This window comes from Enterobacter quasimori (assembly GCF_018597345.1).
Classification (GTDB): domain Bacteria; phylum Pseudomonadota; class Gammaproteobacteria; order Enterobacterales; family Enterobacteriaceae; genus Enterobacter; species Enterobacter mori.
Window position 1 is genome coordinate 47,281 of record NZ_JAHEVU010000006.1, and the last position, 15,313, is coordinate 62,593.

Here is a 15,313-nt window from a genome sequence, read left to right on the forward strand (position 1 = left end):
TTGCCTTTATACTACCGCGCGATTGTTTAGAAACTGCCCAAGTGAAACCAGATGGGAAATCTCCGGTGAAGTTCGTAAAGTATTTATTGATCCTTGCAGTCTGTTGCATTCTGCTGGGAGCAGGCTCGATTTATGGTTTGTACAAATATATTGAGCCGCAGCTACCTGATGTCGCCACGCTTCGTGATGTGCGGCTCCAGATCCCAATGCAGGTCTATAGCGCCGATGGCGAGCTCATGGCGCAATATGGCGAAAAACGCCGTATCCCGCTGACCTTAAAGCAAATTCCTCCCGTGATGGTGAAAGCGTTTATCGCCACCGAGGACAGCCGTTTTTACGAGCACCACGGCGTCGATCCGGTGGGGATTTTCCGCGCCGCCAGCATTGCGTTATTCTCCGGTCATGCCTCTCAGGGGGCCAGTACCATTACGCAGCAGCTGGCGCGTAACTTCTTCCTTAGCCCTGAAAAGACGCTAACGCGCAAGATCAAAGAGGTGTTCCTCGCGATCCGCATCGAGCAGCTGCTGAGCAAAGACGAGATCCTTGAGCTTTACCTCAACAAGATCTATCTCGGTTACCGCGCCTATGGCGTTGGCGCTGCTGCGCAGGTGTACTTCGGTAAGCCGGTAGAACAACTGACGCTGAGCGAAATGGCGACCATCGCCGGTCTGCCGAAAGCGCCATCCACGTTCAACCCGCTCTACTCCATGGACCGTGCGACTGCGCGTCGTAACGTGGTGCTGTCGCGTATGCTAAGCGAAGGCTACATCAGCCAGACCGAGTACGACCAGGCACGCAGCGATGTTATCGACGCCAACTATCATGCGCCGGAAATCGCCTTCTCCTCACCGTATCTCACCGAGATGGTTCGTCAGGAGATGGTCAGCCGTTATGGCGAGAAGGCCTATGAAGACGGCTATCGCGTTTACACCACCGTGACCCGCAAAGTTCAGCAGGCGGCACAGCAGGCAGTGCGTAACAACGTGATGGATTACGACATGCGCCACGGCTACCGCGGCCCGTCGAACGTGCTGTGGAAAGTGGGCGAAAGCGCGTGGGACAGCAAGAAAATCACCGACTCGCTGAAGACACTGCCAACCTATGGCCCGCTGCTGCCAGCCGTTGTCACACAGGCCGATCCGCAGGAGGCCGTCGCACTGCTGGCAGACGGCACGTCCGTCTCGCTGCGAATGGAAGGGATCCGCTGGGCCCGTCCGTACCGCTCTGACACGCTGCAAGGCCCGACGCCGCGCAAAGTGACTGACGCGGTGCAGACGGGTCAGCAAATCTGGGTTCGTCAGGTGGGCGATGCGTGGTGGCTGGCACAGGTGCCAGACGTGAACTCCGCGCTCGTCTCCATTAATCCGCAAAACGGTGCGGTGATGGCGCTGGTCGGCGGGTTTGACTTCAACCAGAGCAAATTTAACCGTGCCACTCAGGCGCTGCGTCAGGTTGGCTCTAACATCAAGCCGTTCCTCTACACCGCCGCGATGGATAAAGGGCTGACGCTCGCCAGTATTCTCAACGACGTACCGATTTCCCGCTGGGATGCCGGTGCGGGTTCTGACTGGCAGCCGAAGAACTCTCCACCGCAATATGCGGGCCCAATCCGTCTTCGTCAGGGTCTGGGGCAGTCGAAAAACGTGGTGATGGTTCGCGCCATGCGCGCCATGGGCGTTGACTATGCGGCAGAGTATCTGCAGCGCTTCGGCTTCCCGGCGCAGAATATTGTCCATACCGAATCGCTGGCGCTCGGCTCCGCGTCCTTTACGCCGCTTCAGGTCGCGCGCGGTTATGCGGTAATGACGAACGGCGGGTTCCTGATCGATCCGTACTTCATCAGTAAAATTGAGAACGACCAGGGCGGCGTGCTGTTCGAGGCGAAGCCGAAAATTGCCTGTGCAGAGTGCGATATTCCAGTCATCTACGGCGATACGCAGAAGTCCAACGTACTTGAAAACAAAGACATGGAAGATGTGGCCGTTTCTCAGGAACAGCAGAACTCAGCGGTACCCCAGCCTCAGCTGGAGCAGGCTAACCAGGCGCTGGTTGCCCAGACCGGTGCGCAGGAGTATGCCCCACACGTGATCAACACGCCGCTGTCGTTCCTGATTAAGAGCGCGCTGAATACCAATATCTTTGGTGAGCCGGGTTGGCAAGGCACCGGCTGGCGTGCCGGACGTGATTTGCAGCGCCGCGACATCGGCGGGAAAACGGGGACCACCAACAGCTCGAAAGATGCGTGGTTCTCCGGTTACGGACCGGGTGTGGTCACCTCCGTCTGGATCGGCTTTGACGATCACCGTCGCGATTTGGGTCGCACCACGGCCTCCGGCGCGATTAAAGATCAGATCTCCGGTTACGAAGGCGGTGCGAAGAGCGCGCAGCCGGCGTGGGATGCCTACATGAAATCCGTTCTGGAAGGCGTGCCGGAGCAGCCGCTAACGCCTCCGCCGGGCATTGTCACGGTCAACATTGACCGCAACACCGGGCAGCTCGCCAATGGCGGAAATAGCCGTGAAGAGTATTTCATCGAAGGCACGCAGCCGACCAGGCAGGCGGTGCATGAGGTGGGAACAGAAATTATCGATAACGGCGAAACGCACGAGCTGTTCTAAGCATAAAAATGCCCGGTTAAAACCGGGCAAAGAAGTGCAGGCCGGGTAAGGCGAAGCCGCCACCCGGCTTTTTTATGGCCTACAGTCGCCCCTGCGCTTTCAACCACTCGCGTACCAGGAACAGGGCGCTCACGTTACGCGCTTCGTTAAAGTCCGGGTCTTCCAGTAAATCCATCAGATGCGCCAGCGGCCAGCGAACCTGCGGCAGCGGCTCCGGCTCGTCTCCTTCCAGCGATTCTGGATAGAGATCTTCCGCCACTACGATATTCATTTTGCTGGAAAAATAGGACGGGGCCATGCTCAGTTTTTTCAGGAACGACAGCTCATTCGCGCCAAAACCGACCTCTTCTTTCAGTTCACGGTTGGCGGCTTCGAAAACGGTCTCGCCCGGATCGATCAGTCCCTTGGAGAATCCAAGTTCATAAGATTCAGTTCCTACAGCGTATTCACGGATCAAGATCAGGTGATCGTCAACGATGGGGACAATCATCACCGCTTCACGCGAAGAGGGGCGCATACGTTCGTAAACGCGACGCACGCCGTTGCTGAACTCCAGGTCCACACTTTCCACATTAAACAGGCGCGATTTAGCGACGGTTTCAACGCTCAGAATGGTGGGTTTTTGTAGTGGTTTGCTCATCTTGACGGGTCTTTGCTGTGTGAACTGGCGTTATTGTGCGATATGCCGCACGGTTTGGGCAATGTCAATTGTACTTTATTTACATTTATGCAACGTAGCTGGAATCAATCCTTAATTCAAAACAAATGTCAAGAGGTTGAAATGTTTCCAGGAATTTGCTGATATCGCGCCATCACAGGCTTTGCTATTATCATCGGTCACTGGGATGCGCTTCAGAATGCTCAAGTTCGACTCCATACTTGCCGATAGCCAACCACAGACTCTCATTCATGTTAAAGGTGCTACTGACTACACCTGTAAGATAAGTAAGATGGGGAAAGCATGAGCACCATTTTGATTGTTCTCGCTGCTATGCTGGCCGCCGCGCTGGTTGCAGGGTGGGCGTACAGGCGTCGCGTACAGCGTCGATATCGACTGCCCTTTTTAAACGCTTTTGCGGGTGCGACGACACGTAAGCTCGCGCCTGAAGAACGCAGCGCCATTGAACACTACCTCGATAACCTGAACCGCGCCCAGCAGTCGCCTGGACCAACGGGTGCCAGTACGGCGCCGGTCTCCCTCAATCTTAACGCACAAAGCGACACCGTGCTCTGCGTGACGCGCTCGATCACCCGTTACGGCATTACGACTGACGACCCTAACAAATGGCGTTATTACCTGGATTCTGTCGAGGTCCATCTGCCGCCATTCTGGGAACAGTACATTAATGATGAAAACAGCGTAGAGCTGATTCATACCGACTCCCTGCCGCTGGTTATCTCGCTAAACGGCCATCACCTCAATGAGTACGTGCATGAAGCACCGCGCTTCGCGCTGGAACGCACGAGTTCAACGCAGGCCAGCATTCGCGGTGAAGAGACAGAGCAGATTGAACTGCTGAACATTCGTCAGGAGACGCATGAAGAGTACGCCCTAAGCCGTCCGGACGGTATTCGTGAAGCGGTGCTGATTGTTGCGGCATTTCTGCTCTTTTTCTTCTGTCTGCTCACGCCAGATGTTTTCGTTCCCTGGCTTGCGGGCGGCGCAGTTTTGCTCCTGTCCGCCGGACTGTGGGGTCTGTTTGCCCCTCCGACGAAAACATCGCTGCGTGAAATCCACTGCCTGCGTGGCACGCCAAAGCGCTGGGGTCTCTTCGGCGAGAACGATCAGGAACACCTCAATAATATCTCGCTCGGTATTATCGACCTTATCTATCCGCGCCACTGGCAGCCGTGGATCGCCCAGGATTTAGGGCATAAAACCGACATCGATATCTACCTTGACCGCCACGTTGTGCGTCAGGGGCGCTTCCTGTCTCTGCATGATGAAGTGAAAAACTTCCCGCTTCAGCACTGGCTTCGCAGCACGGTCATTGCTGGCGGCGCAGCGCTGGTCTTTACGATGCTGCTACTTTTCGTGCCGCTGGATATGCCCATTAAGTTCACCCTGTCATGGATTAAAGGGGCGCAGACGGTAGAAGCCACCAGCGTGAAGCAGCTGGAAGACGCCGGCATACGCGTGGGTGATACGCTGCGTCTGCAAGGGACCGGAATGTGTAACATCCATGCGCCTGGCGCATGGAACACACGTCAGAATTCGCCGTTTATGCCGTTTGATTGTTCGCAAATTATCTGGAACGATGCGCCTCCGCTGCCGCTGCCTGAATCCGATGTCGTGAATAAAGCCACGGCGCTCACCGAGACGGTCAACCGCCAGCTGCATCCGAAACCGGATGACGATTCCCGCGTTAGCCCTGCCCTGCGTTCGGCAATTCAGAAATCGGGCATGGTACTGCTGGATGACTTTGGTGAAATCGTCCTGAAAACAGAGGATCTCTGTTCTGCTCAGGACGAGTGCGTGCGGCTTAAAAACGCACTGGTGAATCTCGGGAACAGCAAGGACTGGGATGCACTGGTGAAACGCGCGGAAGCAGGACGCCTGGATGGTGTCAACGTGCTGCTGCGTCCCGTTAGCGCCGAATCTCTGGATAACCTCGTCGCCACCTCCACCGCGCCGTTTGTGATGCGCGAAACCACCCGAGCAGCCCAGGCCTTAAACAGCCCGGCACCGGGCGGCTTTGTGATTGTCAGCGATGAAGGGAGCGATCTGGTTGATCAGCCGTATCCACAAGTTGCGTTATATGACTACCCGGCTCAGGAGCAGTGGGGAGAGTTCCAGCGCCTTGCTCAGATGCTGATGCAAACGCCGTTCAGCGCGGAAGGGATCGTCACACGTATCTTCACCGACGCCAATGGCACGCGCCATGTCGACCTGCACCGGATGCCGGATAGCGCAGGATTGTGGCGTTATATCGGTACATCTCTGCTGATGATAGCAATGCTGGCATGCATTTTCTGGAACGGCTTTATGGCCTTGCGCCGCTATCAGCGTTCGCGCACCCGGCTTGCTGAGATTCAGCAGTATTACGAAAACTGCCTCAATCCTAAACTCATCTCCTCTTCTGAGAGCCTGATCGGATAACGTCACTGCGCGGCAAGTTGTGCTACCCTGTCGCGCACGTTTCTTCTGGCTGGAGTTCCCCTAAATGCATCTTGATATTGCCTGGCAGGAGGTCGATACCGTCCTGCTGGATATGGACGGTACGCTGCTCGATCTCGCCTTTGATAACTTTTTCTGGCAACAACTGGTGCCCGAAACATACGGTAAACAGCAGGGTATCTCTCCGGCAGAAGCGCAGGAATTCATTCGTTCGCAATATAGCGCCGTGCAGCATACGCTAAACTGGTACTGTCTGGACTACTGGAGCGAGCGCCTCGGTTTGGATATTTGTGCCATGACCACCGCCCAAGGGCCACGCGCCGTGCTGCGCGACGATACGGTGCCGTTCCTGGATGCCCTGAAAGCCAGCGGCAAGCGCCGCATTTTGCTGACTAACGCGCATCCCCATAATCTGGCCGTGAAGCTGGAACATACGGGTCTGGCGTCACACCTTGATTTATTACTTTCCACCCACACATTTGGTTATCCGAAAGAGGATCAGCGGTTGTGGCATGCGGTGAAGGAAGAGACGGGTTTGCAGCCGGAACGTACGCTGTTTATTGACGACAGCGAGCCGATTCTGGATGCCGCCGCGACGTTTGGCATTCGCTATTGTCTGGGCGTGACCAATCCTGATTCCGGACTGGCTGAAAAAAGCTACCTGCGGCATCCGGGGCTGAACGACTATCGCCGGATGATCCCCTCACTCACCGTGAAGGAGACGCCATGAAAGAAAAACCCTCTGATGGGGTAAGACTGGATAAATGGCTATGGGCGGCCCGGTTTTATAAAACGCGCGCCCTTGCCCGCGAAATGGTTGATGGTGGCAAAGTGCATTACAACGGTCAGCGCAGCAAGCCGAGCAAGATGGTTGAGCTGAATGCCACCTTAACGCTGCGCCAGGGTAATGATGAAAAAACGGTAGTGATTAAAGCCATTACCGAACAGCGACGTCCCGCAACCGAAGCCACACAGCTTTATGAAGAGACAGCTGAAAGCATTGAAAAGCGTGAGAAAACCGCGCTGGCGCGCAAAATGAACGCGCTGACGATGCCTCACCCGGACCGGCGACCGGATAAAAAAGAGCGCCGCGATCTGATGAAATTTAAACACGGTGAGACCGAGTAACCCTCACCTGCACGAGAGATGAAAATGGCCCAACACGACCAATTACACCGCTATCTGTTTGAACAATTCGCCGTGCGCGGCGAGCTGGTCACCGTATCCGAAACCTGGAAACAGATTCTGGAAAACCACAACTACCCGCTGCCGGTGAAAACCCTGTTGGGCGAACTGCTGGTTGCCACCAGCCTGCTGACCGCCACGCTGAAATTCGCTGGCGATATCACCGTGCAGCTGCAGGGTGACGGCCCGATGACGCTGGCGGTGATCAACGGCAATAACCAGCAGCAGATGCGCGGCGTCGCGCGCGTTCAGGGTGAAGTCCCTGAAAATGCGGATCTGAAAACGCTGGTCGGCAACGGCTATCTGGTGATCACCATCTCCCCGGAGGAAGGCGAGCGCTATCAGGGCGTGGTCGGGCTGGAAGGCGATACCCTGGCAGCCTGCCTGGAAGACTACTTCATGCGTTCTGAACAGCTGCCAACCCGTCTGTTCATCCGCACCGGTGAAGTGGACGGTCAGCCTGCTGCTGGCGGTATGCTGCTGCAGGTTCTGCCTGCGCAGGATGCCCAGACCAACGACTTTGAGCACCTGGCGACGCTGACCGAAACCGTCAAAGCAGAAGAGCTCTTCAACCTGTCGGCGACCGACGTGCTGTGGCGTCTGTACCACGAAGAAGAAGTGACGGTATACGACCCGCAGGCGGTGGAGTTTAAGTGCACCTGCTCCCGCGAGCGCTGCGCGGGCGCCCTGAAAACGCTGCCTGACGAAGAGATCGACAGCATCATGGCGGAAGACGGTGAAATCGACATGCACTGTGACTACTGCGGTACGCACTACGTGTTCAATTCGATGGATATCGCCGAGATCCGCAACAACGCCTCCCCGGCGGATCCGCAGGTTCACTAAACCTCTTTCCCCTCACCCTGCCCTCTCCCCAAAGGGGAGAGGGTGTTTTAGTTCCCTCTCCCCTTTGGGGAGAGGGTTAGGGTGAGGGGTAAATATCCCCCCCAAGCTGAATCGTTTTCCCTATGTAACTCTTACGTAATTTTCTTACGTGTATGCGATTACATTCACATTCCTTCGGTTAAATTCACCAGCCCTTAACCTTTTAGGAACATTTTCCACAACCAAAAAGCGATTCCTGCGATAATCCGCCTGCGCTGTGACTGGAGTCGCAGCGTTTTCCGTTAGTAAGGGTTTTGTCCAGATACGTAAATCTATGAGCCCCGTCGCGGTTAACAACCTCAGAAAAACCCTACAATTTCAGGCAGTACATATTGGCTAAGGAGCAGTGATATGCGTGTTACTGGTTTAACCCCGCAAGATCTCAAGGCTTATGGTATTCACGACGTCCAGGAAATCGTCTACAACCCCGATTACGATACGCTGTATCAGGAAGAGCTCAATCCAGCACTGGAAGGATACGAGCGAGGTGTGTTGACAAACCTTGGTGCTATCGCCGTCGATACCGGTATTTTTACCGGTCGTTCGCCGAAAGATAAGTATATCGTCCGAGACGAAACCACCCGCGATACGCTGTGGTGGGCTGATAAGGGCAAAGGGAAGAACGACAACAAACCGCTCTCCCCGGAGACCTGGCAGCATCTGAAAGGGCTCGTCACTCACCAACTCTCCGGCAAGCGCCTGTTCATTATCGATGCTTTCTGCGGCGCTAACGCCGACACCCGACTTTCCGTGCGTTTCATTACCGAAGTGGCCTGGCAGGCGCATTTCGTGAAAAACATGTTTATTCGTCCAACCGACGAAGAGCTGCAGGACTTCACCCCGGATTTCATCGTGATGAACGGTGCGAAATGCACGAATCCACAGTGGAAAGAGCAGGGTCTGAACTCCGAAAACTTTGTTGCCTTCAACCTGACCGAGCGTATCCAGCTGATTGGCGGTACCTGGTACGGCGGCGAAATGAAGAAAGGGATGTTCTCGGTCATGAACTACCTGCTGCCGCTGCGCGGTATCGCCTCCATGCACTGCTCGGCGAACGTCGGCGAGAAAGGCGACGTGGCGGTCTTCTTCGGCCTGTCCGGCACCGGGAAAACAACCCTCTCTACCGACCCGAAACGCCGCCTGATTGGCGATGACGAACACGGGTGGGATGACGACGGCGTATTCAACTTTGAAGGCGGCTGCTACGCGAAGACCATTCGCCTGTCTGAAGAGGCCGAGCCGGATATCTTCCACGCGATCCGTCGCGATGCGCTGCTGGAAAACGTCACCGTGCGCGCTGACGGCTCCATCGACTTCGACGATGCGTCGAAAACGGAAAACACCCGCGTCTCTTACCCGATCTACCACATCGACAATATCGTGAAGCCGGTGTCAAAAGCGGGTCATGCCACGAAGGTGATTTTCCTGACGGCGGATGCGTTCGGCGTGCTGCCTCCGGTTTCCCGCCTGACAGCCAGCCAGACGCAGTACCACTTCCTTTCCGGTTTCACTGCCAAGCTGGCGGGCACAGAGCGCGGCGTGACGGAGCCAACCCCAACCTTCTCCGCCTGCTTCGGCGCAGCCTTCCTGTCGCTGCACCCGACGCAGTATGCTGAAGTGCTGGTGAAACGCATGCAGGCATCCGGCGCGCAGGCTTACCTGGTGAACACCGGCTGGAACGGCACCGGCAAGCGTATTTCCATCAAAGATACCCGCGCGATTATCGACGCCATTCTGGATGGTTCTCTGGACGACGCCGAAACCTTCACGCTGCCGATGTTTGACCTGGCGATCCCAACGTCGCTGCCGGGTGTGGATACGCATATCCTCGACCCGCGCAATACGTACGGTTCGCCGGAGCAGTGGCGCGAGAAGGCGGAATCGCTGGCGAAGCTGTTTATCGAGAACTTCGAGAAGTATACCGATACCCCTGCAGGCGAAGCGCTGGTGAGCGCGGGACCAAGGTAAAAGCAAAAAGGCAACGAAAGTTGCCTTTTTTAATGTTTTCTCCCTCTCCCCGTGGGAGAGGGCCGGGGTGAGGGCACCAAACCGCACAGTCTGCGTATTGTCGGGTGACGGCTTCGCCTTACCCGACCTACAAAAAGGGTGGCTCGTGCCACCCTTTTTTAACTCTCTTTCACCTGCCCCCGCGTCACCGGAACCGGCAGCCAGGCGCGAATGCTCAGCCCACCCCGTTCGCTGGTGCCAATCTCCAGCAGTCCGTTATGGTTATCGATAATACGCTGCACAATCGCCAGGCCTAAACCGGTTCCGCTGGTGCTGCGCGCGCTGTCGCCGCGCACAAACGGCTGGAACAGATGCTTACGCTGCTCGGGCTTGATGCCCGGCCCGTCGTCTTCCACCTGGAACCAGGCGCGGTTGAGTTCAGACCCGCTGCTGACTTTAATCCAGCCATTGCCGTAGCGAGCCGCGTTGACCACCATGTTCGCCACTGCACGTTTGATGGAGAGCGGATGCATGCGCACCTGGATCTCCCCCGCCTGCAGGTCGGTATCAATCTCACGCTCGTAGCCGCTTTCCGCCGCCACCACCTCGCCCAGCACCGCGTTCAGGTCAGCCATTTCCATCGGCATCTCCTGTCCGGTGCGCAGGTAGTCGATGAACTGCTCGATGATGGCGTTACACTCTTCGATGTCCTTGTTGATGGACTCGGCAAGGTAACCGTCCTCTTCCCCCATCATCTCCGTCGCCAGACGGATACGCGTTAGCGGCGTGCGCAGGTCATGGCTGACGCCCGCCATCAGCAGCGTACGGTCATCCGCCAGCTGCTTCACGCCTGCCGCCATATGGTTAAACGCACGCGTCACCGAGCGGACCTCCGAGGCGCCATACTCGCGCAGTGGAGGAGGAATAATCCCTTTACCGACCTGCAGCGCAGCGTGCTCCAGGTCGACCAGCGGTCGGTTCTGTATACGGATAAACAGCCACGCGCCGCCTATCGCCAGCAGCATAATCGCCAGGGTGTAGCGGAACAGCGGCGAGAAGTCGCCCTGATGGATTTCGGTCAGCGGGACGCGCACCCAGATATTGGGTGAGAGCCAGGTTTTCAGCCAGACGACGGGCGAGCTCTTGTTGACCTCAACGCGCACTTCCGTCGGGCCGCCCAGCTGCTGCGCCATCTGCTGGCTGAGGAATTCATAGTGCTGCGCCCAGCGCAGGCCCGCGTCTTCCGCCGCTTCATTCGAGTAGAGCGAAATGCCCAGTTCGCGGTAGATTTCACGGCGAAACGCCGGGGGAACGACGAGCTGCGTGCCGTCCTCCAGCTGCAGCTTATCGGTCATCAGCATACGGACTTCGTAGGCAAGGACCTTATTAAACTGCTGGAGGCTCGGCAGGATCGCAAAGTTCAGCACCACCAGATAGGTCGTCACCAGGCTGACGAACAGCAGAGTGACGATCAATAACAGGGTGCGGGCAAACGAGCTTCGCGGCGAGAAGCGCATTCGCCTCATGCTTTAGAGCCGTCCGGGACAAACACGTAGCCCAGACCCCACACGGTCTGAATATAACGAGGGTGCGCCGGATCTTCTTCCACCATGCGGCGCAGGCGGGAGATCTGCACGTCGATGGAGCGTTCCATTGCGGAGTATTCGCGACCGCGCGCCAGGTTCATCAGCTTGTCACGGGAAAGCGGCTCGCGCGGGTGGCTGACCAGCGCTTTCAGTACCGCAAACTCGCCGCTGGTGAGCGGCATTGGCTCGTCTTCACGGAACATCTCACGGGTGCCGAGGTTCAGCTTGAACTTACCGAAGGCAATCACCGCTTCTTCCTGGGAAGGAGCGCCCGGCAGTTCGTTCGCCTGACGGCGCAGCACGGCGCGAATACGCGCCAGCAGCTCGCGCGGGTTAAACGGTTTTGGAATGTAGTCGTCTGCGCCAATTTCGAGGCCCACGATACGGTCAACCTCTTCGCCCTTCGCCGTCACCATGATGATCGGCATCGGGTTGCTCTGGCTGCGCAGACGGCGGCAGATGGAGAGCCCGTCTTCGCCAGGCAGCATCAGGTCAAGGACCATCAGATGGAAAGATTCACGGGTCAACAGACGGTCCATCTGCTCAGCGTTCGCGACGCTACGAACCTGGAAGCCCTGCTCGGTCAGATAACGCTCAAGCAGCGCGCGCAGGCGCATGTCGTCATCCACGACCAGAATTTTGTAGTTTTCTTGCATTGTGTGTACTCCCAAAGGTTCGGATAGTCTTTGTAACAGCGTATTCTAAAAAAGTGCACGTATTCGACCAGCTAATTCTGGTATAAATTCTAGTCGAAATTGTTACAAAGCATATTTAACAGCAGCTTATCTGCTCATTTCATCACATAAATCATTATTAATCCTGTCTGTTACACTGTGTGGTACGTATTGTGCGCAAGACAGCAAACCGGCAGCAAAGGCTTCACCATGAAAACGCCCCTGATCACCCGCGAAGGGTACGAGAAACTCAAAAAAGAGATGGATTACCTGTGGCGCGAAGAGCGTCCTGAGGTGACCAAAAAGGTGACCTGGGCGGCAAGCCTGGGGGATCGCAGCGAAAATGCGGATTATCAGTACAACAAAAAGCGACTGCGTGAGATCGACCGCCGGGTTCGCTACCTGACGAAGTGCCTTGAGAATCTGAAAATTGTTGATTACTCCCCGCAGCAGGAGGGCAAAGTGTTCTTCGGCGCGTGGGTGGAGATTGAAAACGACGACGGCAACACCCTGCGTTTTCGCATCGTTGGCTACGATGAAATTTTTGGTCGTAAGGATTACATCTCCATCGACTCGCCGATGGCGCGCGCGCTGCTGAAAAAGGAAGTGGGTGATTTGGCCGTCGTTCAAACCCCTTCTGGCGAAGCCAGCTGGTACGTGAACGAAATCGAGTACGTTAAATAGTCCGAGAGCGCCCTCCACGGCTGGCATTTTGCCGTGTCAGCCCGTATAACTATCCCCTGATTTTTGACCCACAAGATGATAAAGCCATGATGAAAGATTCGCTCTGCCGCATTATTGCGGGTGATATTCAGGCCAGAGCCGAACAGGTAGAAGCTGCCGTTCGCCTGCTTGATGAAGGGAACACCGTGCCGTTTATTGCACGCTATCGTAAGGAAGTCACCGGCGGTCTGGATGACACGCAGCTGCGTAACCTGGAAACCCGTCTCGGTTATCTGCGCGAGCTGGAAGAACGTCGTCAGGCGATCCTCAAATCCATTGGCGAACAGGGCAAGCTGACCAACGAGCTGGAAAACGCCATCAACGGCACCCTGAGCAAAACCGAACTCGAAGATCTCTATCTGCCGTATAAACCGAAGCGCCGCACGCGCGGGCAGATTGCGATTGAAGCGGGCCTTGAGCCGCTGGCCGACCTGCTGTGGAACGAGCCGTCCCACGATCCGGATACCGAAGCGGCGAAATTCATCGACGCCGACAAAGGCGTGGCGGACACCAAAGCCGCCCTCGACGGCGCGCGCTATATTCTGATGGAGCGCTTCGCCGAAGACGCCGCCCTGCTCGCTAAAGTGCGTGATTACCTGTGGAAGAATGCCCACATCGTCTCTACCGTCGTCACGGGTAAAGAGGAAGAAGGCGCGAAATTCCGCGACTACTTCGATCACCACGAACCGATCTCTACCGCCCCTTCCCACCGCGCGCTGGCGATGTTCCGCGGCCGTAACGAAGGCGTGCTGCAGCTCTCCCTGAACGCCGACCCGCAGTTTGACGAGCCGCCGAAAGAGAGCCACTGCGAGCAGATCATCATCGACCATCTTGGCCTACGCCTGAACAACGCCCCGGCGGACAGCTGGCGCAAAGGCGTGGTGAGCTGGACCTGGCGTATCAAGGTGCTGATGCACCTCGAAACCGAGCTGATGGGCACCGTGCGCGAGCGCGCCGAAGATGAAGCGATTAACGTCTTCGCCCGTAACCTGCACGACCTGCTGATGGCCGCCCCTGCTGGCCTGCGCGCGACCATGGGTCTCGATCCGGGTCTGCGCACCGGTGTAAAAGTCGCTGTGGTTGACGGCACCGGCAAGCTGGTGGCCACCGATACCATTTATCCGCACACCGGTCAGGCAGCGAAAGCGGCCGTGGTGGTGGCGGCGCTGTGCGAAAAATACAACGTCGAGCTGGTCGCCATCGGCAACGGTACGGCCTCACGTGAGACCGAGCGGTTCTACCTCGACGTGCAGAAGCAGTTCCCGAAAGTGACGGCGCAGAAAGTGATCGTCAGCGAAGCGGGGGCATCCGTCTATTCCGCATCCGAGCTGGCGGCACAGGAGTTCCCGGACCTGGACGTTTCCCTGCGCGGTGCGGTCTCTATCGCTCGCCGCCTGCAGGACCCGCTGGCGGAACTCGTGAAGATCGACCCGAAATCCATCGGCGTGGGCCAGTATCAGCACGACGTGAGCCAGACGCAGCTGGCGCGCAAGCTGGATGCTGTCGTGGAAGACTGCGTAAACGCCGTCGGCGTTGACCTGAACACCGCATCCGTTCCTCTGCTGACCCGCGTGGCGGGCTTAACCCGCATGATGGCGCAGAACATCGTCGCCTGGCGTGATGAGAACGGCCAGTTCCAGAACCGTCAGCAGCTGCTGAAGGTGAGCCGTCTGGGGCCGAAAGCCTTTGAGCAGTGCGCGGGCTTCCTGCGTATCAACCACGGCGATAACCCGCTTGATGCCTCTACCGTTCACCCGGAAGCCTACCCTGTGGTGGAGCGCATTCTGGCCGCGACCCAGCAGGCGCTGAAAGACCTGATGGGCGACAGCAGCGCGCTGCGTAACCTGAAAGCATCGGATTTCACCGACGAGCAGTTTGGCGTGCCGACGGTTAGCGACATCATCAAAGAGCTGGAAAAACCGGGCCGCGATCCGCGTCCTGAGTTCAAAACGGCGACCTTTGCTGACGGTATCGAGACCATGAACGACCTGCTGCCCGGCATGGTGCTGGAAGGTGCGGTCACCAACGTCACCAACTTTGGCGCGTTTGTGGATATCGGCGTGCATCAGGACGGTCTGGTCCACATTTCTTCCCTCGCCGACAAGTTCGTTGAAGACCCGCACACCGTGGTCAAAGCGGGCGACATCGTGAAGGTGAAAGTGCTGGAAGTGGATCTGCAGCGCAAGCGTATCGCCCTGACCATGCGTCTGGACGAGCAGCCGGGCGAAACCAACGCGCGCCGCGGCGGCAACGGCGGTGGCCGCGAGCAGCAGCGTCCGGCCGCGAAAGCAGCAAAACCGCGCGGACGTGACGCGCAGCCTGCGGGCAACAGCGCGATGATGGATGCGCTGGCAGCGGCGATGGGTAAGAAACGCTAAGGTAACAAAAATTCCCCTCACCCTAACCCTCTCCCCAAAGGGGAGAGGGGATCGCACGGTGCGGTCTTTTCTCCCTCTCCCCTTTGGGGAGAGGGCCGGGGTGAGGGGAATAAAATCATATCGAAATATATGAAACCGATTGCACATCCATATTTAAACCACTATTTATCACTCCATTAACAAATAAGCTTTTTATTCC

At 57.0% G+C, this 15,313-nt stretch carries 11 protein-coding genes; 8 read left to right on the top strand and 3 right to left on the bottom strand.

Features of this window, described 5'->3' with window-relative positions; genetic code table 11:
• The first annotated feature begins 65 nt into the window (after positions 1–65).
• Complete coding sequence (mrcA, locus tag KK102_RS19635; protein ID WP_216358264.1) at positions 66–2,618, top strand: peptidoglycan glycosyltransferase/peptidoglycan DD-transpeptidase MrcA; 2,553 nt, start codon at positions 66–68, stop codon at positions 2,616–2,618.
• A 79-nt stretch (positions 2,619–2,697) separates the two neighbouring features.
• On the opposite strand, the gene nudE is transcribed toward mrcA, so the two are convergent.
• On the bottom strand, positions 2,698–3,258 hold the full coding sequence (nudE, locus tag KK102_RS19640; RefSeq protein WP_126545847.1) for an ADP compounds hydrolase NudE: 561 nt from the start codon (positions 3,256–3,258) through the stop codon (positions 2,698–2,700).
• 321 nt (positions 3,259–3,579) lie between these two features.
• On the opposite strand from nudE, the gene KK102_RS19645 reads away from it, so the two are divergent.
• From KK102_RS19645 to pckA, 5 genes are all read left to right on the top strand, one after another.
• A complete protein-coding gene (locus KK102_RS19645; RefSeq protein ID WP_216358265.1) occupies positions 3,580–5,718 on the top strand; it encodes an intracellular growth attenuator family protein in 2,139 nt (712 codons plus the stop codon).
• Positions 5,719–5,782: 64 nt separating this feature from the next.
• Positions 5,783–6,466: a GMP/IMP nucleotidase gene (gene yrfG / locus KK102_RS19650; RefSeq protein ID WP_126545849.1), complete on the top strand. Its 684-nt coding sequence runs from the start codon at positions 5,783–5,785 to the stop codon at positions 6,464–6,466.
• Positions 6,463–6,864, top strand: a complete 402-nt coding sequence (hslR, locus tag KK102_RS19655) for a ribosome-associated heat shock protein Hsp15 (RefSeq protein WP_042718914.1) — start codon at positions 6,463–6,465, stop codon at positions 6,862–6,864. The genes yrfG and hslR overlap by 4 nt, the downstream gene beginning before the upstream one ends.
• A 24-nt stretch (positions 6,865–6,888) precedes the next feature.
• Entirely contained in the window at positions 6,889–7,767 is an 879-nt protein-coding gene (gene hslO / locus KK102_RS19660) for an Hsp33 family molecular chaperone HslO (RefSeq protein WP_010436401.1), read from the top strand.
• A 390-nt stretch (positions 7,768–8,157) separates the two neighbouring features.
• Positions 8,158–9,774: a phosphoenolpyruvate carboxykinase (ATP) gene (pckA, locus tag KK102_RS19665; protein ID WP_216358266.1), complete on the top strand. Its 1,617-nt coding sequence runs from the start codon at positions 8,158–8,160 to the stop codon at positions 9,772–9,774.
• Between the two features lie 158 nt (positions 9,775–9,932).
• Here pckA and envZ read toward each other — a convergent pair whose 3' ends face one another.
• Both envZ and ompR read right to left on the bottom strand, forming a co-directional pair.
• The gene (envZ, locus tag KK102_RS19670) at positions 9,933–11,279 is read right to left on the bottom strand and encodes a two-component system sensor histidine kinase EnvZ (RefSeq protein WP_023309494.1); all 1,347 of its coding nucleotides are present in this window, start codon (positions 11,277–11,279) and stop codon (positions 9,933–9,935) included.
• A complete protein-coding gene (gene ompR / locus KK102_RS19675; RefSeq protein ID WP_001157751.1) occupies positions 11,276–11,995 on the bottom strand; it encodes an osmolarity response regulator transcription factor OmpR in 720 nt (239 codons plus the stop codon). The genes envZ and ompR overlap by 4 nt, the downstream gene beginning before the upstream one ends.
• Positions 11,996–12,223: 228 nt before the next feature.
• Here ompR and greB point away from each other — a divergent pair, with 228 nt between their 5' ends.
• Together greB and KK102_RS19685 are read left to right on the top strand one after the other, a co-directional pair.
• On the top strand, positions 12,224–12,697 hold the full coding sequence (gene greB / locus KK102_RS19680; RefSeq protein WP_010436410.1) for a transcription elongation factor GreB: 474 nt from the start codon (positions 12,224–12,226) through the stop codon (positions 12,695–12,697).
• Positions 12,698–12,783: 86 nt separating this feature from the next.
• Positions 12,784–15,114 (top strand): Tex family protein, encoded by a 2,331-nt coding sequence (locus KK102_RS19685; protein WP_216358267.1) that lies wholly within the window; start codon positions 12,784–12,786, stop codon positions 15,112–15,114.
• Positions 15,115–15,313 lie beyond the last annotated feature (199 nt).

What these genes read in the sequence shown, in the direction of transcription:
- nudE (WP_126545847.1), bottom strand. Translation starts at nt 3,258, where the DNA reads ATGAGCAAACCACTACAAAAACCCACCATTCTGAGCGTTGAAACCGTC.
- KK102_RS19645 (WP_216358265.1), top strand. Translation starts at nt 3,580, where the DNA reads ATGAGCACCATTTTGATTGTTCTCGCTGCTATGCTGGCCGCCGCGCTG.
- yrfG (WP_126545849.1), top strand. Translation starts at nt 5,783, where the DNA reads ATGCATCTTGATATTGCCTGGCAGGAGGTCGATACCGTCCTGCTGGAT.
- hslR (WP_042718914.1), top strand. Translation starts at nt 6,463, where the DNA reads ATGAAAGAAAAACCCTCTGATGGGGTAAGACTGGATAAATGGCTATGG.
- hslO (WP_010436401.1), top strand. Translation starts at nt 6,889, where the DNA reads ATGGCCCAACACGACCAATTACACCGCTATCTGTTTGAACAATTCGCC.
- pckA (WP_216358266.1), top strand. Translation starts at nt 8,158, where the DNA reads ATGCGTGTTACTGGTTTAACCCCGCAAGATCTCAAGGCTTATGGTATT.
- envZ (WP_023309494.1), bottom strand. Translation starts at nt 11,279, where the DNA reads ATGAGGCGAATGCGCTTCTCGCCGCGAAGCTCGTTTGCCCGCACCCTG.
- ompR (WP_001157751.1), bottom strand. Translation starts at nt 11,995, where the DNA reads ATGCAAGAAAACTACAAAATTCTGGTCGTGGATGACGACATGCGCCTG.
- greB (WP_010436410.1), top strand. Translation starts at nt 12,224, where the DNA reads ATGAAAACGCCCCTGATCACCCGCGAAGGGTACGAGAAACTCAAAAAA.
- KK102_RS19685 (WP_216358267.1), top strand. Translation starts at nt 12,784, where the DNA reads ATGATGAAAGATTCGCTCTGCCGCATTATTGCGGGTGATATTCAGGCC.